Source organism: Bradyrhizobium sp. 22 (assembly GCF_000482425.1).
GTDB classification, from domain to species: domain Bacteria; phylum Pseudomonadota; class Alphaproteobacteria; order Rhizobiales; family Xanthobacteraceae; genus Bradyrhizobium; species Bradyrhizobium japonicum_B.
In genome coordinates this window covers 1,162,047-1,188,434 of record NZ_KI519400.1, presented here as the reverse complement: position 1 = coordinate 1,188,434, position 26,388 = coordinate 1,162,047, and the positions used below count along the sequence as shown (strand labels likewise).

Here is a 26,388-nt window from a genome sequence, read left to right as displayed (position 1 = left end):
AGCGCGAACTATGATGCGCAATCGCGCATCTGAGAATTTATCGGGCCGCAATCACAGTCGATGAATGGATTCCGGGCCCGCGCCAAGCGGCGCGCCCCGGAATGACAACTGAATGTGAAGCGCGGGCTTCCGCCTTACGCCGCCTTCCGCAAGATCTTCACCAACTCTCCGTGCACGAACTCGTTGCCGCGCACGACGTCGCCCGTCACCAGCACGTCGTCAGGCGTCTTAGTCTAGGCGGGTTCGAGCGGGAGAACGGGGCGCTGGCGTCAGCGTCGGCGTCTCTCGCTTACATGACCTTTTCGAACAAGAATCCTTCGCTACCCGCAGGATCGTCCGGAACAGCGGGGTGATTCGGATCGGTATGCCGGTCGTTGAAGAATTCGATGATCTTGAAACCACACTTGTTGACGTAGAAGTGGATGTTTCTCTTCTCGAAATATGGAGTGTAAGTCCGCCACGCCACCGTCTTTGGGTACCGGTGTTCCAAGGCAAGCCACGCTTTGTGGCCCAAACCACGCCCCTCCTCGCCAACCTTCAGAAAGAAGAGATCCAGCGAGTTACGGTGAGTTTGTTCGTTGATGGTCACCACCGCGCCGCCAACCTTTCTGCCGTCGCACAGGATGCGCAGCGCCACCGCTCCCTTGGCGTTGATCGAATGGTCCAAGTCGTCGTCTGAAGGAATGGGCCCATCCGGCAGATTTTCGAATTCCTCCGCAACAGCTATCGAAAACGCGTCCTGCAATTCCTTTTTGAAATCGCCGATATCGGTTGCGTCGACTTTCACCAGGCTGATTTGAGTGTCGGACATATCGCCCTCGTAGGTGCTTGCTGCAGACATCAGGCTGATGCTGTCGGCGGAAAACCGGGCAATCGCAGTGTGGTCAACGAGCCTCCCCGCGACATCGAAAAGCCGCTCCGAGGGGGCCCGCCTCCGCGCGATGAGTGCTGGGCGTCGAGCTTGCGCCTTACGCCGCCTTCCGCAAGATCTTCACCAGCTCCCCGTGCACGAACTCGTTGCCGCACACGACGTCCCCGGTCACCAGCGCATCGCCGGGCGTGCTGATATCGCTCACCGTCCCCCCCGCTTCGCGCACCATCAGCATACCGGCCGCGATGTCCCAGGATTGCAGATTGCGCTCCCAATAGCCGTCGAGGCGGCCGGCGGCGACGAAGGCGAGGTCGAGCGAGGCGGCGCCGAAGCGGCGCAGGCCTGCGACGCGGTCCTGGATCGCCGTCATCTCGCGGCGGAATTCCTCGTGATCGCCGCGGCCGATATGGGGCAGGCCGCAGGCCACCACGCATTCGTTGAGCTGGCGGCGCCCGGCCACCCGCAGGCGCTGGTCGTTGAGGAAGGCGCCCTTGCCGCGCTCGGCGATGTAGAGCTCGTCATTGGCGGGGTTATAGATCACCCCCGCGATGATGGTGCCCTCGCGCGACAGCCCGATCGAGATCGCAAATTGCGGGATGCCGTGCAGGAAATTGGTGGTGCCGTCGAGCGGATCGACGATCCAGGTATGGCTCTTGTCGCTGCCTTCCCGCGTGCCGCCTTCCTCGCCGATGAAGCCGTAGCCGGGGCGGGCCTTGGCGAGGTCCTGGTACAGCATCTCCTCGGCGCGCTTGTCGGCGAGCGAGACGAAATTCGCCGGCCCCTTCAGCGAGACCTGGAGATGCTCGATCTCGCCGAGATCGCGCTTGAGGCTGCGGCCGGCACGGCGCGCAGCCTTGACCATGACGTTGATAGTGGCGGAATACAGCATGAGCTTTCGGTCTTGATCGGGGGAGAAGGGCGGGACATCGCGCCTGTTTGACGCCTTGGGTGCCCTGCAGGGGCGCTGGCGTCAAGTGATTGGATCAGGTCATTTGGGGTCAAGTCATTTGTTGCCGAGCCACTTCTTGGCGGCGGCCTCCGCCTTGGCGCGCTCCTCGGCCGGCAGGTCGGACAATTGCTTGTCGAGCTCGGGGTCGCCCTTGCCGGCGGTCTTGGCCACCAGGTGCCATTTGAAGCCCTCGACCTTGTCCATGGTCGTGCCGACGCCGTTGATCAGCACCCACGCCAGCCGGTTCTGTGCGATCGCGCTGCCCTGGCGGGAGGCCTTGCGGAGCAGGGCGACGGCGGCCGGCTGGTTCTTCGGCGTGCCGGTGCCGTTGAACATGGCGATGGCATATTCGACCTCGGCGTCGACATTGTCGGCGAGCGAGGCGGCCTGCAGCAGCCGCACCGCGCGTTCCGGATCCTTCGGAACGCCGGTGCCTTCCTTGTAGAAGGTCGCGAGCGCGTATTGCGCCTCGGGCAGGCCGGCATCGGCGGCCTGGCGCAGCAGCTCGGCCGAGCGCTTGACGTCCTGCGGCAGGGTCTGGCCATCGAGATAGAGCAGAGCGAGGTTATAGGCCGCTCTGGGCTCGCCGAGCTTGGCGGCGGACGCCATCAGCTTGACCGCCTCGCCCTTGTCGACCGGGCCGCCGCGGCCGGAAATGCGCAGCATGGCGAGCGCGAACATCGCCTCGCGGTCGCCGGCATCCGCCGCGCGCTTGTACCATTCGGCCGCCTTGGCATAATCGCGGCGAATGCCCATGGCGTTGGAATAGAGCTCGCCGAGCATGGTCATCGCCTTGGGATCGCCGGCTTGCGCGCGGGCGGTGGCGAGCTCGAACGCCGTCTTGTACTGGCCGCGCTGATAGGCGCCGTACACCAGATCGGCGTTGGAATTGTCGGTCGGCGGCGCCGGGATCACGGTCGGGGCCGGCGTCGGCTTGACAGAGGGGGCCGGCTTGGGCGAGGCCGCAGGCTTCGGCGCAGCCTCCTTCTTCTTGGCGGGCGCGGGCTTCTGCTTCTCAGGCGTCGTGCTCGGTATGGTGGCCGGCGGGGTGATCTGAAGCTGCGCGGCCGCCGGTCCGGTGAGCAGCAGCGTAGCCAGCATGGTGATGCAGGGAAGCTTCATGTCGGGCGCTAGCCGTGCTCGCCGCCAGCAGGATTCTGGCTCGCCATCGCCGTCGCGTGCGCCTTCTTGATCGCGGCATCCGCCTCGACCAGCGCGGCCTTGGGCCCGCGCGGATCGGACCAGATGAAGTCGCCGACCAGCACGAAATCAGCGCCGCTGAGGGCGAAGTCGTGGGCTTCCTCGAGCGAGGTGGCAAAGCCGACGCAGGGCGGCTCGAACAGTTCGGCCCACCAGTCCAGCCGCTCGGCGATCGCCTGCGCCTGGGGACGCTGGCCATTCGCATCGGGTTCGCCGAACAGCACGTAGTCCGCGCCCATCTCGCCCGCATCCATGGAATGGTGCCGCGTCGTCAGCCCGCCGACGCCGGCGATGCGATCGGGCTTGAGCGATGGCAGCGCCTCCTTCAGCGCCGCGATGCCGGGCAGGTGCGCGCCGTCAGCGCCGCCGCGCGCGACCAGCTCGGCATGGCCTTCGACCAGCAGCGCTGCGCCAGCCTTCTGCACCGGCTGCGCCAGCGCCTTGATGCGCGAGATCATGGTGCGGTGGTCGGTCTCCTTCAGCCGCAGCAGCACGGCCGCGACGTCGGCCGAGCCGAGCAGGCCCGGCAGCTCGGCGACAAGCGCGGCGGGATCATCGACGACAGGCGTCGCGAGATAAAGGCGCGGCGCCGGGCGCGGCGGAGGCGGTTTGCTCGACAAGATCTAGGCTGCCTTCTGTTCCAGGCTGCTTTGCCACTCACCCTTGGCGGCAAGGCCGTTCATTCGCGCGCGATGGCTGAAGGCGCGCTGGCCGGCCGCGACGTTCTCAGGCCTCCCGCACCAGGCCTTCTGTGGCGCGGCCTGCAGCGCGCGGCCATAGGAGAAGGTCAGGCCCCAGGGCAGTGGGCCGAGCTTGTGCATGGCGTTCAGATGCGCGGTCGCCTCCTCGTCCGACTGGCCGCCGGAGAGGAAGGCGATGCCGGGCACGGCCGCGGGCACGCAGGCCTTGAGGAGGCGCACGGTCTTCTCGGCGACTTCCTCGACGGAGGCCTGCTTCGCGCATTTCTTGCCCGAGATCGCCATGTTGGGCTTCAGCACCATGCCTTCGAGCGCGACGCGCTGGACTCGCAATTCCTGGAACGTCTTGTTGAGCACCCGCCCCGTCACCTCATAGCAGCGGTCGATGTCGTGGTCGCCGTCCATCAGCACCTCCGGCTCCACGATCGGCACGATCTGCGCGGCCTGGCACAGCGCGGCATAGCGCGCCAGCGCGTGGGCGTTGACGCTGATCGCGGTCATGGAGGGAATGCCGCTGCCGATGTCGATCACCGCGCGCCATTTGGCGAAGCGCGCGCCGCGCTCGTAATATTTCTTCAGCCGCTCGGCGAGCTTGTCGAGGCCGACGGTGACGAGCTCTCCCGGACACATCGGCAGGGCCTGCGTGCCCTCGTCGACCTTGATGCCGGGAATGGCGCCGCTACTCTCGATCAGCTTGATCAGCGGCGTGCCGTCCGCAGCATTCTGCCAGATCGTCTCGTCATAGAGGATCACGCCGGAGATGTACTGGCTCATGGCGTCCTTGGCGCGGAACAGCATCTCGCGATAGTCGCGGCGGTTCTCTTCGGTCGATGCGACGCCGATCGCGTCAAAGCGCTTCTTGATGGTGCCGGAGGATTCGTCGGCGGCGAGGATACCCTTGCCGGGGGCCACCATGGCGGTCGCGATCCTGTTGAGCTCAGTCAGATTCATCGAGAGGTCCTCCCAAAACGATTCTGCCCTTGCCCGTGAAAATAGACCGTTCTCGGGCAATTGCCGAGTTAACGTTCGTCGCAGGGTAAGGGGGGCTGGAAGCCCGCGGCCTCCACAGCGTCATGGCCGGGCTTGTCCCGGCCATCCACGCCTTGCCCCAGGCGCCCAAGAACGTGGATGCCCGGGACAAGCCCGGGCATGACGATCTCTCGTGGATCTCTAGCTGTGACAGCCCGCTGCAAGTGGGGCTCGGCTGTCGGATTTTACGCGACCTTCGGATCCAGCTCGCCCTTGGCGTAGCGCTTGGCCATCTCGGCGGTGGTCAGGACGCGCTTGATCTTGGCGGCCTGGCCGGCGGTGTTGAACTCCTGCAGGCGCTGCTTGCACAGCTTGGTCATCGCTTCCATCGCCGGCTTCAGGTACTTGCGCGGATCGAACTCTTCCGGGCTGTCCTTCAGCACCTTGCGGATCTGGCCGGTCATCGCCATGCGGTTGTCGGTGTCGATGTTGATCTTGCGCACGCCGTTCTTGATGCCGCGCTGGATCTCGCTCACGGGCACGCCCCAGGTCGGCTTCATCTTGCCGCCATAGGCGTTGATGATGTCCTGCAGCTCCTGCGGCACCGACGAGGAGCCGTGCATCACGAGATGTGTGTTCGGCAGCTTGCGGTGGATCTCCTCGATCACGTTCATGGCGAGGATGTCGCCGTCGGGCTTGCGGGTAAATTTGTAAGCACCGTGAGACGTCCCCATCGCGATCGCGAGCGCGTCGACCTTGGTCTCCTTGACGAACTTCACGGCCTCGTCCGGATTGGTCAGGAGCTGGTCGTGGCTGAGCTTGCCTTCGGCGCCGTGGCCGTCTTCCTTGTCGCCCATGCCGGTCTCGAGCGAGCCGAGCACGCCGAGTTCGCCCTCGACCGAGATGCCGCCGAGATGGGCCATGTCGGTCACGGTCTTGGTGACGTCGACATTGTAGGCCCAGTCGCCGGGCGTCTTGCCGTCGGCCTTGAGCGAGCCGTCCATCATGACGGAGGTGAAGCCGGCCTGGATCGCGGTCATGCAGGTCGCCGGCTCGTTGCCGTGGTCGAGATGCACGCAGACCGGAATGTGCGGATAGATCTCGGTCACCGCGTCCATCATGTGCTTGAGCATGACGTCGTTGGCGTAGGAGCGCGCGCCGCGCGAGGCCTGGATGATGACGGGCGCGTCGACCTGGTTGGCCGCGTCCATGATCGCCAGCGCCTGCTCCATGTTGTTGATGTTGAAGGCCGGTACGCCGTAATCGTTCTCCGCCGCGTGGTCGAGCAGTTGACGTAACGTGATCCGAGCCATCTGTCTTTTTCTCCCGTTGGGGCCTTTCAAGGCCGCGATGTTTGCCGACTTGAGTTACTTGACGCGCAGCACCTCGACGCCGGGCAGGGGCTTGCCTTCCATCCACTCGAGGAACGCGCCACCGGCGGTCGAGACATAGGTGAAGTCACCGGCCACATGGGCCTGGTTGAGCGCCGCGACGGTGTCGCCGCCGCCCGCGATCGAGATCAGCTTCTTGGCCTTGGTGCGCTCGGCAGCGTGCTTGGCGGCCGCGACCGTGCCGCGGTCGAACGGCTGCATCTCGAACGCGCCCAGGGGGCCGTTCCAGACCAATGTCGCCGCGTCGTCGATCGCGGCATGGACGCGGGCGATCGATTGCGGGCCGACGTCGAGGATCATGCCGTCGGCCGGGATCGCGTCGAGCCCATAGGCGTGCGAGGGCGCGTTGGCGGCGAAGTGATAGGCAACGGTGGCGTCCACGGGGAGGATGATGGCGCAATTGGCGGCGTCCGCCTTCTCCATGATGCGCAGCGCGGTGGCGGCGAGATCCTTCTCGGCCAGCGACTTGCCGACCGCAACGCCCTGGGCGTGCAGGAAGGTGTTGGCCATGCCGCCGCCGATGACGAGCGCGTCGACCTTGGTCACGAGGTTTTCCAAGAGGTCGATCTTGGTCGAGACCTTGGCGCCGCCGATGATGGCGATGACGGGCTTGGTCGGCGAGCCCAGCGCCTTCTCCAGCGCGTTGAGCTCGGCCTGCATGGTGCGGCCGGCATAGGCCGGCAGCTTGTGGCCGAGGCCTTCGGTCGAGGCGTGGGCGCGGTGCGCGGCCGAGAACGCGTCATTGACCCAGATGTCGCCGAGCTTGGCCAGCTCCGCGACGAAGGCCGGATCGTTCTTTTCCTCTTCCTTGTGGAAGCGGGTGTTTTCGAGACAGAGAATGTCGCCGTCCTTCAGGGCGGCGACGGCCTTGGCCGCGGGCTCGCCGATGCAGTCGTCGGCGAAGGCGACCGGCTTCTTCACCACCTTCGACAGCGCCTCGGCGACCGGCTTGAGCGAGTCCTTGGCGTCGCGCCCCTTCGGCCGGCCGAAATGCGCGAGCAGGATGACCTTGCCGCCCTTGTCCGAGATTTCGGCGATGGTCGGCGCGACGCGCTCGAGCCGGGTCGCGTCGCTGACGCGGCCATTGTCCATGGGCACGTTGAGATCGACGCGCAGCAGCACGCGCTTGCCCTTCACGTCGACGTCGTCGAGGGTGCGGAATTTGTTGGTCATTTCTGGGCTCTCTTGTCCCGGGCCTCTAGGAGGTCATTCCGGGGCGGTGCGCCAGCACCGAACCCGGAATCTCGAGATTCCGGGTCTGGTCCTTCGGACCATCCCGGAATGACGATCTGCGACGTCAGATCACCTTCGCCATCGCGGCGGCGGTGTCCGCCATGCGGTTCGAGAAGCCCCACTCGTTGTCGTACCAGGACATCACGCGCACCAGCGTGCCGTTCTGCACCTTGGTCTGGTCTTCGTGGAAGGTCGAGGAGTGCGGGTCGTGGTTGAAGTCGATCGAGACGTTCGGCGCGTTGGTGTAGCCGAGGATGCCCTTGAGCTGCTGCTCGCTGGCGCGCTTCATCGCCGCGTTGATCTCCTTGGCGTCGGTGGCGCGCTTGGCGACGATCTTGAGGTCGACCACCGAGACGTTCGGGGTCGGCACGCGGATCGCGACGCCGTCGAGCTTGCCCTTCAGCTCGGGCAGCACGAGGCCGATCGCCTTCGCCGCACCGGTCGAGGTCGGGATCATCGACATGGCGGCCGCGCGGCCGCGGTAGAGATCCTTGTGCATCGTATCGAGCGTCGGCTGGTCGCCGGTATAGGCGTGGATCGTGGTCATGAAGCCGGTCTCAATACCGACGAGGTCGTTCAGCACCTTGGCGACCGGCGCCAGGCAATTGGTGGTGCAGCTTCCGTTGGAGACGACGAGATGATCCTTGGTCAGCGTCTCGTGGTTGACGCCGTAGACGATGGTGGCGTCGGCGCCGTCGGCGGGCGCGGAGACCAGCACGCGCTTGGCGCCGGCGGTCAGATGTGCGGACGCCTTGTCTTTCGAGGTGAAGATGCCGGTGCATTCCATCGCGATGTCGACGCCGAGATTCTTCCAGGGCAGCTTCGAGGGATCGCGCTCGGCGGTCACCTTGATCTTGCCGCCGCCGAGATTGATCGAGTCGCCGTCGACGGTGACGGTGCCGGGGAAACGGCCATGGACGCTGTCGAAGCGGAGGAGGTGAGCATTGGTCTCGACCGGACCGAGGTCGTTGATGCCGACGACCTCGATGTCCTTGCGGCCGGACTCGGCGATCGCCCGCAGGATGTTACGGCCGATGCGGCCAAAACCGTTAATTCCGACGCGGACTGCCATGTTTCGTCTCCTTCAATGACCGTTGTCATCCCGCACAACGCGCTGTGCGCGCCTGCGAGGGTTTTTTAGGGGCGGGCGCCCGGTTCGGCCGGGCGGTGCTTGATCATATGAGGGATTACGTAGTCCTTTTTTGCGGCAAGCTCAACTCTCAGGTAACGCGCTTCAGCACAGCGTTAACCGCAGCCTCGGCGGTAATACCGAAGTGCTTGTAAAGCTCCTTGGCAGGGCCGCTTTCGCCGAAGGAATGCATGCCGATGAATTCGCCATCCTGGCCGATCACGGCATCCCAGCCCCAGCGCACGGCAGCCTCGATCGCCACCTTCACCGGCGCATTGCCGATGATGGCGGCGCGCTTGGCCTCTGGTTGCGCTAACAACAGCTCCAGTGACGGAACGGAGACAACGCGCGACGCGATGCCGCGTTCCGCGAGCTGCTTCTGGGCAGCGACCGCGATCTCGACCTCGGAGCCGGAGGCGAACAGCGTCGCCTTGGCTTCGCCTTGGGCCGCGACCAGCTCGTAGGCGCCGGCCGCGCAGGGGTTGTCGTTCGGTGCGGTGGTCCGCAGCTGCGGCAGGTTCTGGCGCGTCAGCGCCAGCACGGTCGGACCGTCCACGCGGTTGAGCGCGAGCTCCCAGCACTCGGCGACCTCCATGGCATCGCAGGGGCGGAATACGCGCATGTTTGGGATGGCGCGCAACGCGGCGAGGTGCTCGACCGGCTGATGGGTCGGACCGTCTTCGCCGAGGCCGATCGAGTCATGGGTCATGACGTAAACGACGCCGGCGCCCATCAGCGCGGCGAGGCGCATCGCGGGACGGGCGTAGTCGGTGAACACCAGGAAGGTCGCCCCGTTCGGCGCGAAGCCGCCGTGCAGGAAAATGCCGTTCATCGCGGCGGCCATGCCGTGCTCGCGGATGCCGTAATGGATGAAGCGGCCCTTCGGCGTCTTGGCCGAGAACGCGGTCGCCGACTTCGCCTTGTTGTTGTTCGAGCCGGTGAGGTCGGCCGAGCCTGCCAGGAATTCCATCGGCATCGCGCCGGCGATCACTTCGATCACCGCTTCCGACGACTTGCGGGTGGCCGCATTCATCGGCTTTTCCAGCAGCTCCTTCTTGTAGGCGCGCACGGCCTTGGCGAGAGAAGCGGGACGCTCATGGCGCAGACGGCGCTCGAACTCGGCGCGCTTGCGGCTGCCGAGCTCGCCGAGCCGCGTTTCCCATTCCTGGCGTGCGGCTGCGCCACGGCTGCCGGCCGCGCGCCATGCCTTCAGCACGTCCTCGGCGATTGCGAACGGCTCGAGCGAGAGGCCGAGCTTCTCCTTGGCAGCCTTGAGCTCGTCGGCGCCCAGCGCCTCGCCGTGCACCTTCGAGGTGCCGGCCTTGTTCGGCGCGCCGAAGCCGATGGTGGTGCGGCAGGCGATCAGCGTCGGCTTGTTCGATTTCTTCGCGCGCGTGATGGCGTCTGCAATCGCCGCCTGGTCATGGCCGTCGATCTTCTCGGCGGCCCAGCCCGCCGATTTGAAGCGCTTCACCTGGTCGACGGAATCCGCGATCGAGGTCGGACCGTCGATCGAGATGCCGTTGTCGTCGTAGAGCACGATCAGCTTGTTGAGCTTCCAGTGCCCCGCCATCGCAATCGCTTCCTGCGACACGCCTTCCATGAGGTCGCCGTCGGAGGCGAGCACGTAGGTGTGGTGATCGACGATCTTCTTGCCGAACTCGGCGGCGAGCATCTTCTCGGCGAGCGCCATGCCGACCGCGGTCGAGATGCCCTGGCCGAGCGGACCGGTCGTGGTCTCGATGCCCTTGGTGCGGAAATTCTCCGGGTGCCCGGGGGTGAGCGAGTCGACCTGGCGGAACTGCTTGATCTGGTCCAGCGTCATCTCGGCATTGCCGGTCAAATACAGCAGCGAATAGAGCAGCATCGAGCCGTGGCCCGCCGACAGCACGAAGCGGTCGCGGTCCGGCCAGGCCGGCGCCGTGGCGTCGTATTTCAGGAATTGCGTGAACAGCACCGTGGCGATGTCGGCGGCACCCATCGGCAGGCCGGGATGACCCGATTTCGCCTTCTCGACAGCGTCCATCGAAAGGCCGCGGATCGCGTTGGCCATACGGGTGTGATCGACCTGCGTCATGTCTGAAATCCGTCTGAAATGAGGCGCTTGGAGGCGATGTACGCCCGCGCGGGAGGAGCCTGGCGGCCACTGAAGGTCGGGGCTGGGATAGCACCTCGGTTCCGGGAGTCCAAGGCAGTCAAACGCCGATTTGGCCGCAAAAGTTGCCTCTGTGGAGATCGGTTTTCCGCCGGACGCGCGCGTGGCGGAACTCACGGATCGGGATGACGTCCGTCCCGATTGATCGGTGCATAGTTTCGCGGCGGCGTTGCGCTGGGCTAGCTTGCCACGTAAATTTCTGCTTCTAACCGCTTGCCGAACCGAGTCTTTTGCCGGGCGGCAAGCCCCAGGAAAAGGCCACTGGGCAAAGGCCGCAGGTTCCGCCGCTGACTACATGAACGATCGCGTGTCCAACAGTGCCGCCATGACGGAATCCTCCGCGGTCGAGATCGAGATCGCGACCCGCAGGTTGACGGCGGCGCTCGACGCGCTCGAAAGCGCGGTGGAGCGGCGGCGCGATGCCGATCGCGACGAGAACGAGCTCGCGGCGCGGATCCAGGCACTCGGCGCGGATCGTTCGCGGCTTGCCGACGAACTCGATGGCGCGCTGGTGAAAGCGCGCAAGCTCGAGCGCACCAACCGCGAAATCTCCGACCGGCTGGATTCGGCCATCGTCACGATACGCTCGGTGCTCGATACCGGAGAGGACGGATGAGCCACATCAACGTCACCATCAACGGCCGGCAATACCGCATGGCCTGCGAGGAGGGCCAGGAGGTGCGGCTGCTCAAGCTCGCCGAGAGCCTGGAGACGCGGATCCAGTCGCTGCGCGGAAAGTTCGGCGAGATCGGCGATGCCCGTCTCACCGTGATGGCGGCGCTGACGGTCTGCGACGAGCTGGTCGACGCCGGCAACCGTGTCCGCACCATGGAGCAGGAGCTGACCGAGCTCAGGGATTTCCGCAACGCCGCCGTCGAGCGCGCCCGGCTGACCCAGACCGCCGTGGTCAACGCGCTGAACGCGGCGGCCGAACGCATCGAGAAGTCGACCCAGGTGCTGAACCGCACTGTCGGGAATGGAATCGCGATCGGGTAGGGCTGCGGATCGTAGCTGGTTTGTTCGATGTGCCCGCGCGCGCCTTACCCTCCCCTGGAGGGGGAGGGTCGATCGCGCGCAGCGCGAGCGGGGCGGGGTGATCTCTCCGCACGGAGACTGTTGCAAGTGGAGAGACCGTCACCCCACCCCGTCTCACACGTCGCTGCGCTCCATGTGAGCCGACCCTCCCCCTCCAGGGGAGGGTAAGAAAGCGAGCCTTCTCGCCGCACTGGCGATTCGTCAGTATCGTTGTTACATTGCCCAGGCGAGGCTGCGACGTGCGTCAGGAGCCATATATCCCCGGGGCCTTATCGATCCTTTAGGGAACTGTCCCTGGCCGGGCCCGTGGGCCCGGACATATGGTGCCCACCTACTTTCGTAGGGAACTCCGGGATCGAGTGCTTCAACGGCGTACGCGGCTTCGCACTGTTTTCTGCTCGGTTTGTGCTTGTTGAAATGACTGCGGCCAATTCAACAGGTGTCATGCCCCGCCGAGTGCGCAATGCGCACGGAGGACCGGGGCATCCAGTACGCCGCGGCCTTTGTGTGAATCACCACCGCCTCTGGAATACTGGATCACCCGCATTCGCGGGTGATGACGTGGGGACCGACATGCCCGCATCGAAAGCCGAACTCCGCGCCAAAGCCCTGGCGGCGCGCGACGCGCTGAGCGAGAAGAAGCGCAGCGCCGCCGCCGCAAAGCTCGCCAAGCGCGGGCTGCCGTTCAAGCTGCTGCCCGGCAGCATCGTCTCGGGCTATTCGCCGATCCGCAGCGAGATCGATCCGATGCCGCTGATGAAGGCGCTTGCGGAGCAGGGCGCGAAGCTCGCGCTGCCCTGCGTCACCGCACGCGGCCAGGCGCTGATCTTCCGCATCTTCCATCCGAACGATCGCCTGATGCTCGGCCCGCTCGGCATTCCCGAGCCGTCGCCGGCGGCCGCCGAAGTCATTCCGGACGTCATGCTGACGCCGCTGGCGGCGTTCGATCGTCTCGGCCATCGCATCGGCTACGGCGCCGGGCATTACGATTTCACCTTCGCGCATTTGCGCAAAGCCAAGCAGATCGTCGCCATCGGGCTGGCTTTCGCAGCGCAGGAGATCAAGGCGGTTCCGGCACTATCGCACGACGTGGCGCTGGATTATGTGCTAACGGAATCGGACGTGTTCGATTTCCGGAGTTCTGAAGTTGCGCATTCTCTTCGTGGGTGATGTGGTCGGCCGTAGCGGGCGCGAGGCCGTCGCCGAATATCTGCCCGGCCTGGTCAAGGACTGGTCGCTCGATCTCGTCGTCGTCAACGGCGAGAATTCCGCCGGCGGCTTCGGCATCACGGAAGCGATCTACCAGGAGTTTCTCGAGGCCGGCGCCGATGCGGTAACGCTCGGCAATCACTCCTGGGACCAGCGCGAGGCGCTCGTCTTCATCGAGCGCGCCGATCGCCTGGTGCGCCCGGCGAACTATCCGCGCGGCACGCCCGGCCGCGGCGCCGCCCTGGTCGAGGCCAAGAACGGCAAGCACGCCCTCGTCGTCAACGCTTTGGGCCGCGTCTTCATGACCCCGTTCGACGATCCCTTCGCCGCGCTGGAGCGCGAGCTCGGCGCCTGCCCGCTCGGCGTTGCGGCCGACGCCATCGTCGTCGATTTCCATTGCGAGGCGTCGAGCGAGAAACAGGGCATCGGCTTCTTCTGCGACGGCCGCGCCAGCCTCGTCGTCGGCACCCACACCCACGTGCCGACCGCCGATCACCAGATCCTCGCCGGCGGCACCGCCTACATGACCGACGCCGGCATGACCGGCGACTACGATTCCATCATCGGCATGCAGAAGGAAGAACCGTTGCGGAGATTCACATCGGGGATTCCATCGGGCCGTTTCGAGCCCGCCGCAGGCGCGGCGACGCTCAGCGGCGTCGCCGTGGAGACCGATGATGCGACGGGACTCGCACTGAAGATTGCACCGGTGCGCATGGGTGGCCGGCTGGAGCCGGCAACGCCGAAGTTCTGGTTGAGTTGAAGCGCGAAAGCCCGATCACCCAGTGTTGTCCCTGGACGATGATGCCACTTTGCCCTCAACAGTGCCGGCTGCGGCCGTGGGCAGTGACGTCCGGTCTACCTTCGGCTGCGGACGTGACCGGGCACTGCCCGGACGGTTGCGATGGGCCAGAAGCAGACGTCGCAATTTGTCCGAGCAGGCGCCGTCTTTGCTCAGCCGCCTCGTTCTAGCGAATGCCAACTGCCATTGACGAAATAAACGCCTCGACTTGCCGCAACATCCGCGGCCAAATATCGATCGGCTTCTCAACGTCGAGAACGCCAAGCGAAACGACTGACCCGTCGCGGAGCCGCCCGCGAATTGTACAGCTGTTGCTTGGTCGCTGGGTAGCAGCGGGACCGCATTGTGCTGTGACTAGGGAGCCAAAAAAAATGGGCTCGATCGACGTGAGCTCAAACCATGGCTCTCGGACGATTTTTCGAAACAAGCCGCCTGGCGTTGGTTGGCCACCTTCTGCAACACTGAGGCTCGCGAGATGCGATCTATTGATGGCCAGAGGAAAAATACCGGCAAGGTCAGCACGGTCGGTACCCCCGCCAGCCCAAGCAATCAGGCCTTTCTTTGGAAAGGAAATACTATTAACCATCGCCGGTGGGCTCTGCGGAGATTGGCAATAGTGCTTGGTTCGAAGATTATTCAGTAAATAGTCCCGCGTTGATAAAGCTTGTTCAGGCGAGTAGTACGGCTGGAGCGCAGCCGGAATATGATACTCGATCCCGTTCAGCTGCAATCTGACCGTATGAGCGACTATGCAAGTCGCCTCGCCAGATCCGAATGCAAGAATGTAGCTTATCGCGAGGGTCGCCGCCAAAAAGAGCGTAAGAAGGAAGGCGAACGTTGTATTACGCATTCCATTCTCGGATCGTGTTTTTACGCGTACCAGAGCATCGTCTTTTTGATTGCGGAATTACTCCTAGTCAACCTCCAGCATTGCCGCATCCTCAATTTTCACTGAACGAGTGGATGCCCGCTTCGGGTCAAAACGCGAAGAACTCAGCTTGAGCAAATCTGGTCCGCTCTGGCTTAACGAGCGGGCTACCGACCGCCGAGGCGCAACTTCGCAGATGGCCATAGCCTCACTCTCTTCAGGACGGCCTTCTCCAAAGGTCAGCTGGGTGGACGGTCAAAGCCCTCGAAGGCGAGGAAAAGCAATCCGAACATGATTGCCACGATGAGACCTGAGCCGAGAACGACGAGCAGCGCAGCCTTCCAGCCGGCCAAACCTCGCTTCTGGAGCCGAACCGCGTAGAGGATCAGGGCGATGAACAGGATAGGACCAACGAGCAAGAGCATGGTCGATCCTAAATCTTCGCCCGAAGCTAAGTCTACTATTCAGGCCGCAATTCGCTTCCCCCTTCAAGCCAGGTCTATCGCATATAGGCTTTTTCGGAGGGGCCTGAGCAGGCGCGTCGAAGGATGGCCGCAGGCGAGCGTCGGATCTGCGCTTCGCTTGTCCGTGGCGACGGCGGAGATCGTCGCGCGCGATCACGCGTCAATCTCAGGTGACCGCGCCCCGCGCCGCGACTGGCCAAAGCGCCTCCACGCGGGCATCCGGTGTGTTGAAGCCGCGCACGCCGACATACCAGTCGTAGAGATTGACGGTCGGGTCGCAATGGCCGGGGATCAGCGTCACCTTGTCGCCGATCGCCAGTCGCGACGAAGCGCTGTCGAAATCGAGCAAGCCATGCTCGTCCGAGGGCCGATGATAGCGCAAATCGGGCCGGCCGAGCACGACCGGAAATCCGCTGTCGTTCGAAAGCGCCTTGTGGCCGGCATCGATGACCGCGCGCTCGCCGGCGCCTGTGCTCATCACGGTCGCGATCACGAACAGCGCATGCTCGAACGGATTGGCGTTGCGCGCGCCGTCGGCGAGGTTCTTGGCGTAGTCGGCGTCCATGAAGATATAGGAGCCGGCCTGCAATTCGTTCCAGATGCCGCTCGCGCCTTCGAGCTCGAATGTGCCGGTTCCCGCGCCTCCAATCGTCCGGCATTGGAAGCCTGCCTCTTTGAGGACGCGCAGCGTCTCCGCGGTCGCGTTCGCGGCACCGGCGATGGCAGCGCGCCGCTCCTCCGGCGTGCGCAAATGCTGGGCAGAGCCGTGATAGGCCTGCAAGCCGCCAAACGACAGGAAGCGCGACTCCGCCACCTGCCGCGCCAGGGTGGCCGCCGCGGGCCCCGGCCTGACGCCGCAGCGACCGGCGCCGACGTCGATCTCGACCAGGACTTCGATTTGCGATCCTGCCTGCTCCGCGGCGTGCGACAGTTGCTCGACCATGATCGTATCGTCCACGCAAACGCTGATGCGCGCGTGGCGCGCGAGGCTTGCGAGCCGTTCCAGCTTCCGCAGGCCCACCACCTCATTGCTGACGAGCACGTCGCTCACCCCGCCCGCAACCAGGATCTCGGCCTCGGCGACCTTCTGGCAACACATGCCGATTGCGCCGCGCGCGATCTGCTTGGCGGCAATGATCGGTGATTTATGGGTCTTCGCATGCGGACGCAAGCGAACGCCGAGCTTGCTCACTGCCGCCGCCATCGTGTCGAGATTGCGCTCGAAGGCGTCGAGGTCGATGATCAGCGCCGGTGTATCGCTCTCGGAAAACGGCGCGCCGATTTGGGCGGGTGGACAGGACATCGAAAAACCAGCTTGCTGTGTTCGGGTTCGCGCCCCGAACGCGTGGTGGCGTTTCTACGGCAACGTCGGCCGCCGCACCAGTGCAGGCGGCTCTTGGTGCTCGGCAGGTGGCGGGGAGAACCGCATGCCTCCCACTATTTCGGAATAATAGCAATCTACCCCTGTTTTGCCCGACAAGTCAAAAATGCCGCTGCCTGCCGCCGCAAGCCATTGATTCCACACGCCCCGCCTACTGTGCATGGGGTTGTTTTCGAACTTTTAGTTCGGGCGCGCGGGAGCGCCGGCCGTCAGCCCTGGCGAAAGCCCATCCGGAACGCGCCCCAGTGCCTGCCGCGGACCATGATCGGCGAGGACAGGTCCTTCATCAGCACGAACTGCCCGCCGCCCATGTCGCGGCGGTAGGTCTGGAGCAGGAACGGCTTGGTGCTGCCTGCGACCTTCTTCACCGTGCGGTCGTTGAACAGGCGGCGGTTGCGGCAGTTTGCGTTATTCCAGACGGGGTCCTTGCCCTGCGGCAGGCGGTAGTTCGGATTGTGGGTCGGCAGGTAGCCGCTCCGTGCCCAGGCGACGCAATAGACGATGCGCGGATCCGCTTTCTGGATCGGGTCCTGGATCGCGGGCAGCACGCGGTCGGTGAACTCGACGTAGTTGGTGAGATATTGCTTTGGATCGGTGCCGGGAATTTCCCGATAGGTCTCGTCGAGCAGTTGGTCGAGCGTGATGTCGCCGCGATCGATGGCGGCTTCGAACTCGGCCGAGATCCGCTTCGCGGTATCGACCACGATTCGGATCAGCGGCGTGTCCGAGGTCTCCACGCCGCTGTCCGCGATCAGCGCGATCAGGCCTTCGGATGTGTCGAGCAGCTTGGCCACCCGCTCGTCGGCGTTCTTGAGGTCGTGCGAGGAGAGGTCGACGCCCTTGGCGAGCTCATTGAGCTCGCTGATGACGGTGTCGCAATGTCCGAGATTGGAGGTCGCCGCGCGCGTGACGCTGCCGATCTCCGCTTCCACGGAAGCGAATCCCTGCTGCACGCGCGAGATGATGCCGGAGATCGCTTGCGCGCCTTCGCCAGCCGTCTTGGCGCGCTGGGAAGCTTCGCTGCTCTCGCCGATCAGGCCTTCGATCTGGCCGTCGAGATCGCGCACCGTGTCGGAAATCTCGTGCGTGGCCTGGCGGGTGGCTTCCGCGAGGTTCTTCACTTCGCTTGCGACCACCGCGAAGCCGCGGCCGGCATTGCCGGCGCGGGCGGCCTCGATGGTCGCGTTCAGCGCGAGCAGATTGGTCTGCTTGGCGATCGCCTCGATCGAGCCGGAGACCTTCGCCACCTGGGCCAGCGCCGAACCGACGGCGGACAGGCGCGCCTCGATCCGCTCCACCGCGGCGACGAGCTCCGAGATGTGGCTGACCGCGGTGTCGACGGCGCTGCGCGACTGCGTGATCTCGCCGACCGCAGCCGACGTGGTGGTTTGCACCGCCTGCGATGCATTGGCGATGTCGTGGTTGGCCGAGACCATCGTCTCGGCCGTCTTTTGCAGATGATGGAACCGTTCCGACTGGTTGGCGACGCGGTTTGCCACTTCCTGGACGTTGCCGGCAATGTCAGCGAGTTCCACGCCGAGGCCGCCGATGCGGTCGGCGAGCTGATCGATCAGCCGTTCGGCGAGCGTGCGGTTGGATGCGGTGTCCATGACGGCAAGTTGTGCGGCGGACATGTCCTGGGCTTCCTCCAATCAGGGCCGTTCGCCGGCCCTCCGCGGCATTCCCATTCCAGCGGCGACTTAGAGGATGATTCGCCAGCGGCGTCTTGCCTGAGCGTGCACTAGAGTTTGTAGGCGGTGCGGAATCCGCCCCAGTGCCGGCCCTGCACGCGGATCGGGACGTCGATCTCGCGCATCATCACCGTGTTTCCATTGCCCATGTCGCGCGCATAGGTTTGGACTAGGTACGATCGCAGGTTGCGCGCGGCGGCGAGCCCCGCCGGATCGTTGAACATCCGCCGGTTGCGGCTGTTGGCCGTATTCCAGGCGACGTCGCCCGGCCGCTGCGGATGCGAATAGATCCTGTTGTGCACCGGCAGGAAGCCGTTGCGGTCGACCATGGCGCAGAACGCCATGCGCTGGTCCTTTGCCAGAAAGGCTTCCTGGAACGGCGGCAGGGCACGGTCGGCCCAGTCGAGATATTTGGTGCGGTATTGCTGCGGATTGGTTCCGGCGATCTCGGCATAGTCGGTGTCGAAGAGGTCGTCGATCCCGACGTCGCCGCGGGCCACCGCCTGCTCGAAGATCTTGGTCAGCGCGCTGCCCGCCTCCATCGCGCGGGTGACGAACTCGGTGTTCTCCCCGTGGATCGACCAGAGCTTGTCCTCGATCTTTTCGCGGAGCTCGGCATTGGGGCTGGCGAACTGCGCGCGGGCGCCGGCCTTGGACTGCTCGACCACGCGCAGGCGACAGGCGCCGACGTCTTCGAGGGTACCCTCGATCATGGCTTGCGGTGCGAGCCGGCTGGCGTCCGCGCCGCCGATCAGCACGCCGTCCATCGCGATTTCATAGATCGGCATCACGCCGCGCGCGCTCTCGAACTTGAGATGACAGGGCAGCCGCTCGGTCTTGCGGCGGTCGTCGTGCTCGCTCTGCCGCAGCAGCACGGCGCAGCGCGACTTCAGCTTTTGTGCGAAGGTGGTGACGGCTTTGCCGGCGCTGGCGACGTTCTCGCCGTGGCTCTCGGCCGCCTTGGTCGCGGCATCGATCTCGGCCGCGCTCTCGCCGACCGAGACGATGAATTCCGAGGCGCTCGCGGCATTGCCGGAGACTTCGCTGGTGGTGGCGTTCTGTTCGGCGACTGCTCCGTTGACGGTCTCGAACACCGGGCGGATCGCCTCGATCGCCTGCGAAATGCGGTGCACGGCATCCGCAGAGCCGGCGGCGTCGCGCTGCAATGCGTCGATCTTCTTTGTGATCTCTTCGGTCGCGCCTTGCGTCTGCACCGCCAGCGCCTTGACCTCGGTTGCGACGACCGCAAAGCCTTTTCCCGCGGCGCCCGCGCGCGCGGCCTCGATGGTCGAATTGAGTGCGAGCAGCGTGGTCTGTCGCGCGATCTGCGCGATCAGATTGACGACGTTGCCGATGGCGGCGGAGGATTCCCGCAAGCGGTCGACATTGGCGCGGGCTTCCTGCGCCGCGGCACTGGCCGCGTCGGCGAGCTTGCCCGCCTCGCGAACCTGCGCCCCGATTCCGAGCGCAGACTGGGTGAACTTGTCGGCGGCATGGGCGAAGGTGGATGCGGTCGATTGCGCGGCGTTGGTCCGGCCGGTCAGGGCGTCGGTGCGGTCGCGGATGGCGGCCAGCGTCGTCGCGGTCGCCTCGGCGCCGCCGGCCACCGAATTGGCGGCGCGCTCGAGCTGCCGGATCATGGCGCCGAGCTCGAGTTCCAGCAGCTCCAGGATTTCCCGCGCCGAATCAGTCTCGGCCGCGGCAGCGGGCTCGGAATGGGCCGCCGGCTGCGGCGGCGCCGCCGGGGCGGCCGCAGGCGCAGCCTGGTCCGGTAGACGCTTCCGAAATAGTCCGAACGCCATCGGCTCTCTCTTGTCGGGGAATGGTCGGACGCTATTTTCGCAGTCCGGAATGAAATCAGGGTTAACAATGCCCGATCTCTAGGCACCCGGCCGTACCTAGGGCTACCTTTAGGGTGCTACCTTAGGAGTAGGAGATCCCTTTGATTCCGGCGGGTTGGCGGCCTATAAGGCCGCGCTTCCCACGCTCCACCTTTGGCTGACGATTTCCCAAGAGACCACGTTCCCAAGAGACCACGCATGGCCGGACATTCCCAATTCAAGAACATCATGCACCGCAAGGGGCGGCAGGATGCCCAGAAGTCGAAGCTGTTCGGCAAGCTGGCGCGGGAAATCACGGTCGCCGCCAAGCTCGGAACGCCCGACCCGGCCATGAACCCCCGCCTGCGCGCCGCCGTGATCGCAGCGCGCCAGGAGAACATGCCGAAGGACAATATCGAGCGCGCCATCAAGAAGGCGCTCGGCAGCGACGGCGAGAATTATGACGAGATCCGCTACGAGGGTTACGGCCCCGGCGGCGTCGCCGTCATCGTCGAGGCGCTCACCGACAACCGCAACCGCGCCGCCTCCGACATCCGCTCCTTCTTCACCAAATCCGGCGGCAATCTCGGCGAGACCGGCTCGGTCTCCTTCATGTTCGACCGCACCGGCGTCATCGAATACGACCGCAGCGTCGCCTCCGACGACGCCGTGCTGGATGCCGCGATCGAGGCCGGCGCCGACGACGTCGTCTCGGGTGAGGGCGGCCACGAGATCTACGCCTCGACCGAAGGCTATCGCGACGTCGCCAAGGCGCTGGAAGCCAAGTTCGGCGAGCCGCGCAAGGCCGCGCTGATCTGGAAGCCGCAGAACACGGTGGCGGTCGACGATGAGACCGGCGAGAAGCTGCTCAAGCTGATGGACCTCCTCAACGAGCACGACGACGTCCAGAACGTCTACGCCAATTTCGAGGTGTCGGACGCACTGATGGCGAAGATGGGCGGGTAGGGTACTCCCGTGTCCCGGACGCGCTGCAGCGTGAAGCGCTGCTGCGCAGAGCCGGGACCCATCGTTCTCCGAGTCCGGACGCCTGCTGGGCCCCGGTTCAGCAGCGCAGCACTCCGTGCCGCGCTGCGCCCGGGGCACGAGACCGGCTTTCCCCTGTTACTTCTGTTCTGTTTCTGTTTCGCTTCCGGCGGCCAGCCGCTATCACTGGCCCATGACTGCGCTCCCGATTCGTGGCCCCGTCCGCATCATCGGCATCGACCCCGGCCTGCGCCGCACCGGCTGGGGCGTGATCGAGGCCGAGGGCAACCGGCTGATCTACGTCGCCTGCGGGTCGGTGGAGCCGCCGGACGATTTGCCGCTGGCGAGCCGCCTGCTCGCGATCCATGAAGGGCTCGCGGCCGTTCTCTCCAGCCACCAGCCGATGGAAGCGGCGGTCGAGCAGACCTTTGTCAACAAGGACGGCGTCGCCACGCTGAAACTCGGCCAGGCCCGCGGCGTCGCCATGCTGGCGCCCGCAATGTTCGGCATCTCTGTCGCCGAATATGCGCCGAACCAGGTCAAGAAGACCGTGGTCGGCGCCGGTCATGCCGACAAGCAACAGATCTCGATGATGCTGAAGATTTTGCTGCCCAAGGCCGAGCCGCCGTCGGCGGACGCCGCCGACGCGCTCGCCATCGCCATCACCCACGCCCATCACCGCCAGAGCGCGGCGCTGCGGCTGAAGGTCGTCGGGATATGATCGCTCGCCATATATCGCCGCCGTCATGCCCGGGCTTGTCCCGGGCATCCACGATCTTTCTCGCTGAGGCCAAGGCCGTGGATGGCCGGGACAAGCCCGGCCATGACGAGAGAGAGGTGCCTCGCGCAGTCGAGCAATCCACATGATCGGCAAGCTCAAGGGCCTGATCGATTCCTACGGCGAGGATTTCGTCATCCTCGACGTCGGCGGCGTGGGCTATCAGGTGCACTGCTCCTCGCGCACGCTGCAGCATCTGCCCTCGCCGGGCGAGGCCGCCGTGCTGTCGATCGAGACCTATGTCCGCGAGGACCAGATCAAGCTGTTCGGCTTCCGCACCGACCAGGAGCGCGAGTGGTTTCGCCTGCTCCAGACCGTGCAGGGCGTCGGCGCCAAGGTCGCGCTGGCCGTGCTCGGTACGCTCTCGCCGGCCGATCTCGCCAATGCGATTGCGCTGCGCGACAAGGCCGCGGTCGCCCGCACCCCCGGCGTCGGCCCCAAGGTCGCCGAGCGCATCGTCACCGAGTTGAAGGACAAGGTGCCGCCCTTCGCCAATGTCGACCCGGCCGTGGTGCATCTCGCCGGCGCCGTCGACGACCAGCGCGCGCCGCGGCCCGTGGCGGATGCGATCTCCGCACTGGTCAATCTCGGCTACGGCCAGCCGCAAGCGGCGGCGGCGATTGCGTCGGCCTCGCGCAGCGCGGGTGAAGGCGCCGAGACGGCGCAACTCATCCGGCTGGGATTGAAGGAACTGGCGAAGTGAGCGACCCCAAAGCCAGCCGCATGGTTTCGCCCGAGCGTCGCAGCGACGATGTCGGCGACACCGCACTGCGTCCGCAATCGCTGTCCGATTTCGTCGGCCAGGCGCAGGCGCGCAAGAACCTCTCGATCTTCATCGAGGCGGCGCGCAAGCGCGGCGAGGCGCTGGATCACGTGCTGTTCGTGGGTCCCCCCGGCCTCGGCAAGACCACGCTGGCGCAGATCGTCGCGAAGGAGCTCGGCGTCGGCTTCCGTGCCACCTCGGGGCCTGTCATCGCCAAGGCCGGCGATCTCGCCGCCCTCCTCACCAATCTCGAAGAGCGCGACGTGCTCTTCATCGACGAGATCCATCGCCTGAGCCCGGCGGTGGAAGAGGTGCTTTATCCCGCGATGGAGGACTTTCAGCTCGATCTCATCATCGGCGAGGGCCCGGCGGCGCGTTCGGTGAAGATCGAGCTGTCGAAGTTCACGCTCGTCGGCGCCACCACGCGAGCGGGCCTGCTCACCAATCCCCTGCGCGATCGCTTCGGCATTCCGGTTCGGCTCAACTTCTACACCATCGAGGAGTTGGAGAGCATCGTCAGCCGTGGCGCGCGCGTGCTCAATGTCGGCATGACCGCCGACGGTGCCAACGAGATCGCGCGCCGCGCCCGCGGCACGCCGCGCATCGCCGGGCGGCTGCTCAGGCGCGTGCGCGACTTCGCCTCGGCGGCGGATGCAGACAAGATCGACCGCAAGATCGCCGACCACGCGCTGAGCGCGCTCGAGGTCGATGCCGCAGGGCTCGATGCAATGGACCGCCGCTATCTCACGACCATCGCGCTCAACTATGGCGGCGGCCCGGTCGGCGTCGAGACCATGGCCGCGGCACTGTCCGAGCCGCGCGACGCGATCGAGGACATCATCGAGCCCTATCTGATCCAGTGCGGCTATCTCCAGCGCACCCCGCGTGGCCGCCTGCTCACCTCGCACGCCTTCCGTCATCTCGGCATCGCCGAGCCCTCGCGCGATGCGGCGGCGCAGTTCGGTCTGTTCGGGACGGACGAGAGCGACGACTGATCTGCGCAAACGCGGCGCGCTCCTTCGGTCATGAATTTCTGGTGATCTCGTGCAGGCGATCTGCACGAGAACACCCCAATTCCGCTCCAATCGGGCCGCATCAAGAGAGCGCATCCCGATCGGGCTTTCATGATCACGCGACGTCATTTCATCCGTTCCATCGGCGCCCTGTCCGCCCTCGGCGTCTCCACCGCGGCCTATGGGGTCGGCGTCGAGCCGGTGCTGCGGCTCCGCGTCACCCGCTATCATCCGAGGCCGCGGCAATGGCCGGCGGATCTTTCGCTGAAGATCGCCGCCATCGCCGATATCCATGCCTGCGATCCCTGGATGTCGCTGGAGCGGATCGAGGGCATCGTCGCGCGTACCAACGCGCTGAAGCCTGATATCGTCGTGCTGCTCGGCGACTATGTCGCCGGTCTGCACCACGTCACGCGCATCATTCCGTCGAGGGAATGGGCGAGGGTGCTCGCCGGCCTCAAGGCGCCGCTCGGCGTTCATGCCGTCATGGGCAATCACGATTACTGGGACGACAGGACCGTGCAGCGCACGGGGCGCGGGCCGACGATGGCGCATCGTGCGCTCGAGGCCGCCGGCATTGCCGTTTACGAGAACGACGCGGTACGCCTCACCAAGGACGGCCGCCCATTCTGGCTCGCCGGCTTGGGTGATCAGCTGGCCTTCCTGCCGGCGCGGCGCTTGCGCAGCATGGCGCACTTCGGCGCCGACGATCTCAACGCCACGCTCGCCAAGGTCACCGATGATGCGCCCGTGATCCTGTTGGCGCATGAGCCCAATATCGCGCCGCGCGTTCCCGCGCGCGTCGCGCTGCAATTGTCCGGCCATACCCATGGCGGCCAGGTTCGCCTGCTCGGCTGGTCGCCCGCCGTCGCAAAGCAGCAGGGCATCCGGCTCGCCTATGGCCACGTCAGGCTGAAATGCGATCTCATCGTCTCCGGCGGCCTCGGTTGCAGCATCATGCCGGTCCGCGTCGGCGTGCCGCCCGAGATCGTCGAGGTGACGCTAGGTAGGACCGGGCCGGCTGTGTCCTAGCTCCGCTTGCACCGCCGGCAGTTTTTGCGCAAAAACGGGCCGGTTAGCGACAAGCGAAGAGGCTCGCGACGTGACAGCTCATCTCGACGGCGAGATCCGCGACGGCCGCCATCACATGCAGGTCCGCGTCTATTACGAGGACACGGATTTTTCCGGCATCGTCTATCACGCCAATTATCTGCGCTACATGGAGCGTGGACGCACCAATCATCTGCGCTTGATGGGTGCCGAGCAGCAGGCGCTGTTCGAGCAGGCCGAGACGGAAGGCACAGGCTACGCCTTCGTGGTGCGCTCGATGCATCTGGACTTTCTCAAGCCGGCGCGGATGGACGACGTGCTCGACGTCGTGACCTGGCCTGTCGCGGTGAAGGGCGCCTCGATCATGCTGGCGCAGGAGGTGCGGCGCGGTGACGATGTGCTGGTGAAGGCCGAGGTCCGCGTCGCCTTCATCAGCGGCGGTCGCGCCCAGCCGATCCCGAAATCGATCCGGACGCTGATGAAGGCCGATTTGATTTCGTGATCGCCCGATAGGTTGTGGCCTATCGACTTCGCCGAAGGCGGCGATAGATTGCGGCCCCGTTCAACCGATGAGGCCACCATGTCGCGCCCGCCGCTTCCGCCCTTCACCCGTGAGACCGCCGCGCAGAAAGCGCGCATGGCCGAGGACGCCTGGAATTCACGCGATCCGGTGCGCGTGTCGCTCGCCTACACCGAGGACAGCCGCTGGCGCAATCGCTCCGAGGTGTTTCAGGGCCGCGAAGCGATCGTCGCCTTCCTCACCCGCAAATGGGAGAAGGAGCAGGATTATCGCCTGATCAAGGACCTCTGGGCCTTCGACGGCAACCGCATCGCGGTGCGCTTCCAGTACGAATGGCACGATGGCAAAGGCCAGTGGTATCGCTCCTACGGCAACGAGCAGTGGGAGTTCGACGAGCACGGGTTGATGAAGCGGCGCGAGGCGTCGATCAACGACATCATGATCGCCGAGAAAGACCGCCGGTTTCACTGGGCAGCGCCGGGACCGCGGCCGGCTGATGTGCCGGGATTGGGCGAGAGCCCGTTCTGAGGTCTCAACCCTCATGGTGAGGAGCCGCGAAGCGGCGTCTCGAACCATGCAGGCCTCGCTGCTTGCAGCGGGGCATTTATCCTTCGAGACGCCCGCCCTTTGGCGGGCTCCTCAGGATGAGGAGATGGGTTTGCGCGCCAGAAACCTCGTAATCGCCGCACCCAGCTTCGCGTTGTCCATCGGCTCCGCCAGCGATGCCCTTGCCGTCGCGACGACATGGTCCGGCGCCTTGCCGTCGCGCAGATCGCAGCACACTTGCGCGAACGCAACGTCGAATTCCGGATGCGGCTGCACGGAGAGCGTGGTGCCGTTGGCGTAGAGCAGGCCGGCGTGCGGAGTGAACGCCGACGACAGGATCGTCAGCGCATCGCTCGGCGGCTCGATCACCTGGTCCTGATGCGAGGCGGCGATCGCGACCGCTTCGCCTTCGATGATTCCGTTCTCCGGCAGCACTCGATAGACATGCCGGCCGATGCCCCAGCCCTTCTCCGATTTGCGCACGGTGCCGCCGAGCGCCTGCGCGATCAGCTGATGGCCGAAGCAGACGCCGACCATCGGCGTCTTGCTGACGTGGGCCTTGCGCACGAAATCTTCCAGCGGTGCGATCCAGTCGTGCCCGTCATAGACGCCGGCAGCCGCGCCGGTGATCAGGACGGCCTCGAGCTCGCGCGGATCGGGAAGCGCATCGCCATTCGGGATGCTGACGACCTCGACCGTGGCGGCGGGGTCCTCGGCGCGGATCATGCGCTCGAACATATCGGGAAATGAACCGTGGCGCTCGCGGTGCTCGTGCGGGACCGCTCCGGTCTCGATGATGGTGATGCGTGCCATGTGCCCTCGCGAAGACAAGGAGAATACAGCAGGCGCCGCGCGGCGTCCAAATCAGC

26 protein-coding genes and 1 other RNA gene are annotated in these 26,388 nt (G+C 65.5%); 12 read left to right on the top strand and 15 right to left on the bottom strand.

The window, feature by feature from the left end:
- Nucleotides 1–289: 289 nt before the first annotated feature.
- From K410_RS0130945 to tkt, 9 genes are all read right to left on the bottom strand, one after another.
- Entirely contained in the window at nt 290–811 is a 522-nt protein-coding gene (locus tag K410_RS0130945; protein WP_028138465.1) for a GNAT family N-acetyltransferase, read from the bottom strand.
- Nucleotides 812–968: 157 nt separating this feature from the next.
- A complete protein-coding gene (locus K410_RS0130940) occupies nt 969–1,760 on the bottom strand; it encodes an inositol monophosphatase family protein (RefSeq protein ID WP_028138464.1) in 792 nt (263 codons plus the stop codon).
- A gap of 114 nt (nt 1,761–1,874) precedes the next feature.
- Nucleotides 1,875–2,942: a tetratricopeptide repeat protein gene (locus K410_RS0130935; protein ID WP_028138463.1), complete on the bottom strand. Its 1,068-nt coding sequence runs from the start codon at nt 2,940–2,942 to the stop codon at nt 1,875–1,877.
- An 8-nt stretch (nt 2,943–2,950) separates the two neighbouring features.
- Nucleotides 2,951–3,640: a thiamine phosphate synthase gene (locus K410_RS0130930; RefSeq protein WP_028138462.1), complete on the bottom strand. Its 690-nt coding sequence runs from the start codon at nt 3,638–3,640 to the stop codon at nt 2,951–2,953.
- Between the two features lie 3 nt (nt 3,641–3,643).
- Complete coding sequence (locus K410_RS0130925) at nt 3,644–4,669, bottom strand: class I fructose-bisphosphate aldolase (RefSeq protein ID WP_028138461.1); 1,026 nt, start codon at nt 4,667–4,669, stop codon at nt 3,644–3,646.
- Between the two features lie 263 nt (nt 4,670–4,932).
- Nucleotides 4,933–6,000, bottom strand: coding sequence for a class II fructose-bisphosphate aldolase (fba, locus tag K410_RS0130915; RefSeq protein WP_028138460.1), 1,068 nt, complete (start codon nt 5,998–6,000; stop codon nt 4,933–4,935).
- Nucleotides 6,001–6,054: 54 nt separating this feature from the next.
- Nucleotides 6,055–7,251, bottom strand: a complete 1,197-nt coding sequence (locus K410_RS0130910) for a phosphoglycerate kinase (RefSeq protein WP_028138459.1) — start codon at nt 7,249–7,251, stop codon at nt 6,055–6,057.
- Nucleotides 7,252–7,375: 124 nt separating this feature from the next.
- The gene (gene gap / locus K410_RS0130905) at nt 7,376–8,383 is read right to left on the bottom strand and encodes a type I glyceraldehyde-3-phosphate dehydrogenase (protein WP_028138458.1); all 1,008 of its coding nucleotides are present in this window, start codon (nt 8,381–8,383) and stop codon (nt 7,376–7,378) included.
- 148 nt (nt 8,384–8,531) lie between these two features.
- Nucleotides 8,532–10,517 (bottom strand): transketolase, encoded by a 1,986-nt coding sequence (gene tkt, locus K410_RS0130900; RefSeq protein ID WP_028138457.1) that lies wholly within the window; start codon nt 10,515–10,517, stop codon nt 8,532–8,534.
- Nucleotides 10,518–10,890: 373 nt separating this feature from the next.
- On the opposite strand from tkt, the gene K410_RS0130895 reads away from it, so the two are divergent.
- The 5 genes from K410_RS0130895 to K410_RS0130880 all read left to right on the top strand — a co-directional run bounded on the left by K410_RS0130895 (nt 10,891) and on the right by K410_RS0130880 (nt 13,602).
- On the top strand, nt 10,891–11,211 hold the full coding sequence (locus K410_RS0130895) for a DUF4164 domain-containing protein (RefSeq protein ID WP_028138456.1): 321 nt from the start codon (nt 10,891–10,893) through the stop codon (nt 11,209–11,211).
- A complete protein-coding gene (locus tag K410_RS0130890; RefSeq protein ID WP_028138455.1) occupies nt 11,208–11,591 on the top strand; it encodes a cell division protein ZapA in 384 nt (127 codons plus the stop codon). The genes K410_RS0130895 and K410_RS0130890 overlap by 4 nt, the downstream gene beginning before the upstream one ends.
- A gap of 265 nt (nt 11,592–11,856) precedes the next feature.
- A non-coding RNA gene (gene ssrS, locus K410_RS38075) (6S RNA) lies at nt 11,857–12,017 on the top strand.
- A gap of 186 nt (nt 12,018–12,203) precedes the next feature.
- Nucleotides 12,204–12,800 carry a 5-formyltetrahydrofolate cyclo-ligase gene (locus K410_RS0130885; protein WP_028138454.1) on the top strand — a complete coding sequence of 199 codons (597 nt, stop codon included), beginning with the start codon at nt 12,204–12,206 and terminating at the stop codon, nt 12,798–12,800.
- A complete protein-coding gene (locus tag K410_RS0130880; RefSeq protein ID WP_028138453.1) occupies nt 12,778–13,602 on the top strand; it encodes a TIGR00282 family metallophosphoesterase in 825 nt (274 codons plus the stop codon). Before K410_RS0130885 ends, K410_RS0130880 begins: the two co-directional genes overlap by 23 nt.
- A 205-nt stretch (nt 13,603–13,807) precedes the next feature.
- On the opposite strand, the gene K410_RS40025 is transcribed toward K410_RS0130880, so the two are convergent.
- The 5 genes from K410_RS40025 to K410_RS0130860 form a co-directional block, all read right to left on the bottom strand.
- A complete protein-coding gene (locus K410_RS40025) occupies nt 13,808–14,491 on the bottom strand; it encodes a hypothetical protein (RefSeq protein WP_155253758.1) in 684 nt (227 codons plus the stop codon).
- 257 nt (nt 14,492–14,748) lie between these two features.
- Entirely contained in the window at nt 14,749–14,934 is a 186-nt protein-coding gene (locus tag K410_RS0130875; RefSeq protein ID WP_028138452.1) for a hypothetical protein, read from the bottom strand.
- Between the two features lie 205 nt (nt 14,935–15,139).
- Complete coding sequence (locus tag K410_RS0130870; protein WP_028138451.1) at nt 15,140–16,276, bottom strand: DSD1 family PLP-dependent enzyme; 1,137 nt, start codon at nt 16,274–16,276, stop codon at nt 15,140–15,142.
- Nucleotides 16,277–16,563: 287 nt separating this feature from the next.
- The gene (locus K410_RS0130865) at nt 16,564–17,988 is read right to left on the bottom strand and encodes a methyl-accepting chemotaxis protein (protein WP_028138450.1); all 1,425 of its coding nucleotides are present in this window, start codon (nt 17,986–17,988) and stop codon (nt 16,564–16,566) included.
- 107 nt (nt 17,989–18,095) lie between these two features.
- On the bottom strand, nt 18,096–19,847 hold the full coding sequence (locus tag K410_RS0130860) for a methyl-accepting chemotaxis protein (protein WP_028138449.1): 1,752 nt from the start codon (nt 19,845–19,847) through the stop codon (nt 18,096–18,098).
- A 237-nt stretch (nt 19,848–20,084) separates the two neighbouring features.
- Between K410_RS0130860 and K410_RS0130855 the strand changes: the two genes are divergently transcribed.
- The 7 genes from K410_RS0130855 to K410_RS0130825 all read left to right on the top strand — a co-directional run bounded on the left by K410_RS0130855 (nt 20,085) and on the right by K410_RS0130825 (nt 25,501).
- On the top strand, nt 20,085–20,831 hold the full coding sequence (locus tag K410_RS0130855) for a YebC/PmpR family DNA-binding transcriptional regulator (protein ID WP_028138448.1): 747 nt from the start codon (nt 20,085–20,087) through the stop codon (nt 20,829–20,831).
- 211 nt (nt 20,832–21,042) lie between these two features.
- Nucleotides 21,043–21,570 carry a crossover junction endodeoxyribonuclease RuvC gene (gene ruvC / locus K410_RS0130850; protein WP_028138447.1) on the top strand — a complete coding sequence of 176 codons (528 nt, stop codon included), beginning with the start codon at nt 21,043–21,045 and terminating at the stop codon, nt 21,568–21,570.
- 142 nt (nt 21,571–21,712) lie between these two features.
- Complete coding sequence (gene ruvA / locus K410_RS0130845; RefSeq protein ID WP_028138446.1) at nt 21,713–22,330, top strand: Holliday junction branch migration protein RuvA; 618 nt, start codon at nt 21,713–21,715, stop codon at nt 22,328–22,330.
- Between the two features lie 20 nt (nt 22,331–22,350).
- Complete coding sequence (gene ruvB / locus K410_RS0130840) at nt 22,351–23,385, top strand: Holliday junction branch migration DNA helicase RuvB (RefSeq protein WP_196236095.1); 1,035 nt, start codon at nt 22,351–22,353, stop codon at nt 23,383–23,385.
- Between the two features lie 129 nt (nt 23,386–23,514).
- Nucleotides 23,515–24,435, top strand: coding sequence for a metallophosphoesterase (locus tag K410_RS0130835; protein ID WP_028138444.1), 921 nt, complete (start codon nt 23,515–23,517; stop codon nt 24,433–24,435).
- Nucleotides 24,436–24,505: 70 nt separating this feature from the next.
- On the top strand, nt 24,506–24,955 hold the full coding sequence (ybgC, locus tag K410_RS0130830) for a tol-pal system-associated acyl-CoA thioesterase (RefSeq protein WP_028138443.1): 450 nt from the start codon (nt 24,506–24,508) through the stop codon (nt 24,953–24,955).
- Between the two features lie 78 nt (nt 24,956–25,033).
- Nucleotides 25,034–25,501 (top strand): nuclear transport factor 2 family protein, encoded by a 468-nt coding sequence (locus tag K410_RS0130825; protein WP_028138442.1) that lies wholly within the window; start codon nt 25,034–25,036, stop codon nt 25,499–25,501.
- A gap of 111 nt (nt 25,502–25,612) precedes the next feature.
- Here K410_RS0130825 and K410_RS0130820 read toward each other — a convergent pair whose 3' ends face one another.
- Nucleotides 25,613–26,332 (bottom strand): type 1 glutamine amidotransferase, encoded by a 720-nt coding sequence (locus tag K410_RS0130820; protein WP_028138441.1) that lies wholly within the window; start codon nt 26,330–26,332, stop codon nt 25,613–25,615.
- Between the last annotated feature and the right edge of the window lie 56 nt (nt 26,333–26,388).

Bases quoted from the DNA above. Each gene is read 5' to 3' on its own strand.
- K410_RS0130945 (WP_028138465.1), bottom strand. From the start codon at position 811: ATGTCCGACACTCAAATCAGCCTGGTGAAAGTCGACGCAACCGATATC.
- K410_RS0130940 (WP_028138464.1), bottom strand. From the start codon at position 1,760: ATGCTGTATTCCGCCACTATCAACGTCATGGTCAAGGCTGCGCGCCGT.
- K410_RS0130935 (WP_028138463.1), bottom strand. From the start codon at position 2,942: ATGAAGCTTCCCTGCATCACCATGCTGGCTACGCTGCTGCTCACCGGA.
- K410_RS0130925 (WP_028138461.1), bottom strand. From the start codon at position 4,669: ATGAATCTGACTGAGCTCAACAGGATCGCGACCGCCATGGTGGCCCCC.
- fba (WP_028138460.1), bottom strand. From the start codon at position 6,000: ATGGCTCGGATCACGTTACGTCAACTGCTCGACCACGCGGCGGAGAAC.
- K410_RS0130910 (WP_028138459.1), bottom strand. From the start codon at position 7,251: ATGACCAACAAATTCCGCACCCTCGACGACGTCGACGTGAAGGGCAAG.
- gap (WP_028138458.1), bottom strand. From the start codon at position 8,383: ATGGCAGTCCGCGTCGGAATTAACGGTTTTGGCCGCATCGGCCGTAAC.
- tkt (WP_028138457.1), bottom strand. From the start codon at position 10,517: ATGACGCAGGTCGATCACACCCGTATGGCCAACGCGATCCGCGGCCTT.
- K410_RS0130895 (WP_028138456.1), top strand. From the start codon at position 10,891: ATGAACGATCGCGTGTCCAACAGTGCCGCCATGACGGAATCCTCCGCG.
- K410_RS0130890 (WP_028138455.1), top strand. From the start codon at position 11,208: ATGAGCCACATCAACGTCACCATCAACGGCCGGCAATACCGCATGGCC.
- K410_RS0130885 (WP_028138454.1), top strand. From the start codon at position 12,204: ATGCCCGCATCGAAAGCCGAACTCCGCGCCAAAGCCCTGGCGGCGCGC.
- K410_RS40025 (WP_155253758.1), bottom strand. From the start codon at position 14,491: ATGCGTAATACAACGTTCGCCTTCCTTCTTACGCTCTTTTTGGCGGCG.
- K410_RS0130875 (WP_028138452.1), bottom strand. From the start codon at position 14,934: ATGCTCTTGCTCGTTGGTCCTATCCTGTTCATCGCCCTGATCCTCTAC.
- K410_RS0130870 (WP_028138451.1), bottom strand. From the start codon at position 16,276: ATGTCCTGTCCACCCGCCCAAATCGGCGCGCCGTTTTCCGAGAGCGAT.
- K410_RS0130865 (WP_028138450.1), bottom strand. From the start codon at position 17,988: ATGTCCGCCGCACAACTTGCCGTCATGGACACCGCATCCAACCGCACG.
- K410_RS0130860 (WP_028138449.1), bottom strand. From the start codon at position 19,847: ATGGCGTTCGGACTATTTCGGAAGCGTCTACCGGACCAGGCTGCGCCT.
- K410_RS0130855 (WP_028138448.1), top strand. From the start codon at position 20,085: ATGGCCGGACATTCCCAATTCAAGAACATCATGCACCGCAAGGGGCGG.
- ruvC (WP_028138447.1), top strand. From the start codon at position 21,043: ATGACTGCGCTCCCGATTCGTGGCCCCGTCCGCATCATCGGCATCGAC.
- ruvA (WP_028138446.1), top strand. From the start codon at position 21,713: ATGATCGGCAAGCTCAAGGGCCTGATCGATTCCTACGGCGAGGATTTC.
- ruvB (WP_196236095.1), top strand. From the start codon at position 22,351: ATGGTTTCGCCCGAGCGTCGCAGCGACGATGTCGGCGACACCGCACTG.
- K410_RS0130835 (WP_028138444.1), top strand. From the start codon at position 23,515: ATGATCACGCGACGTCATTTCATCCGTTCCATCGGCGCCCTGTCCGCC.
- K410_RS0130825 (WP_028138442.1), top strand. From the start codon at position 25,034: ATGTCGCGCCCGCCGCTTCCGCCCTTCACCCGTGAGACCGCCGCGCAG.
- K410_RS0130820 (WP_028138441.1), bottom strand. From the start codon at position 26,332: ATGGCACGCATCACCATCATCGAGACCGGAGCGGTCCCGCACGAGCAC.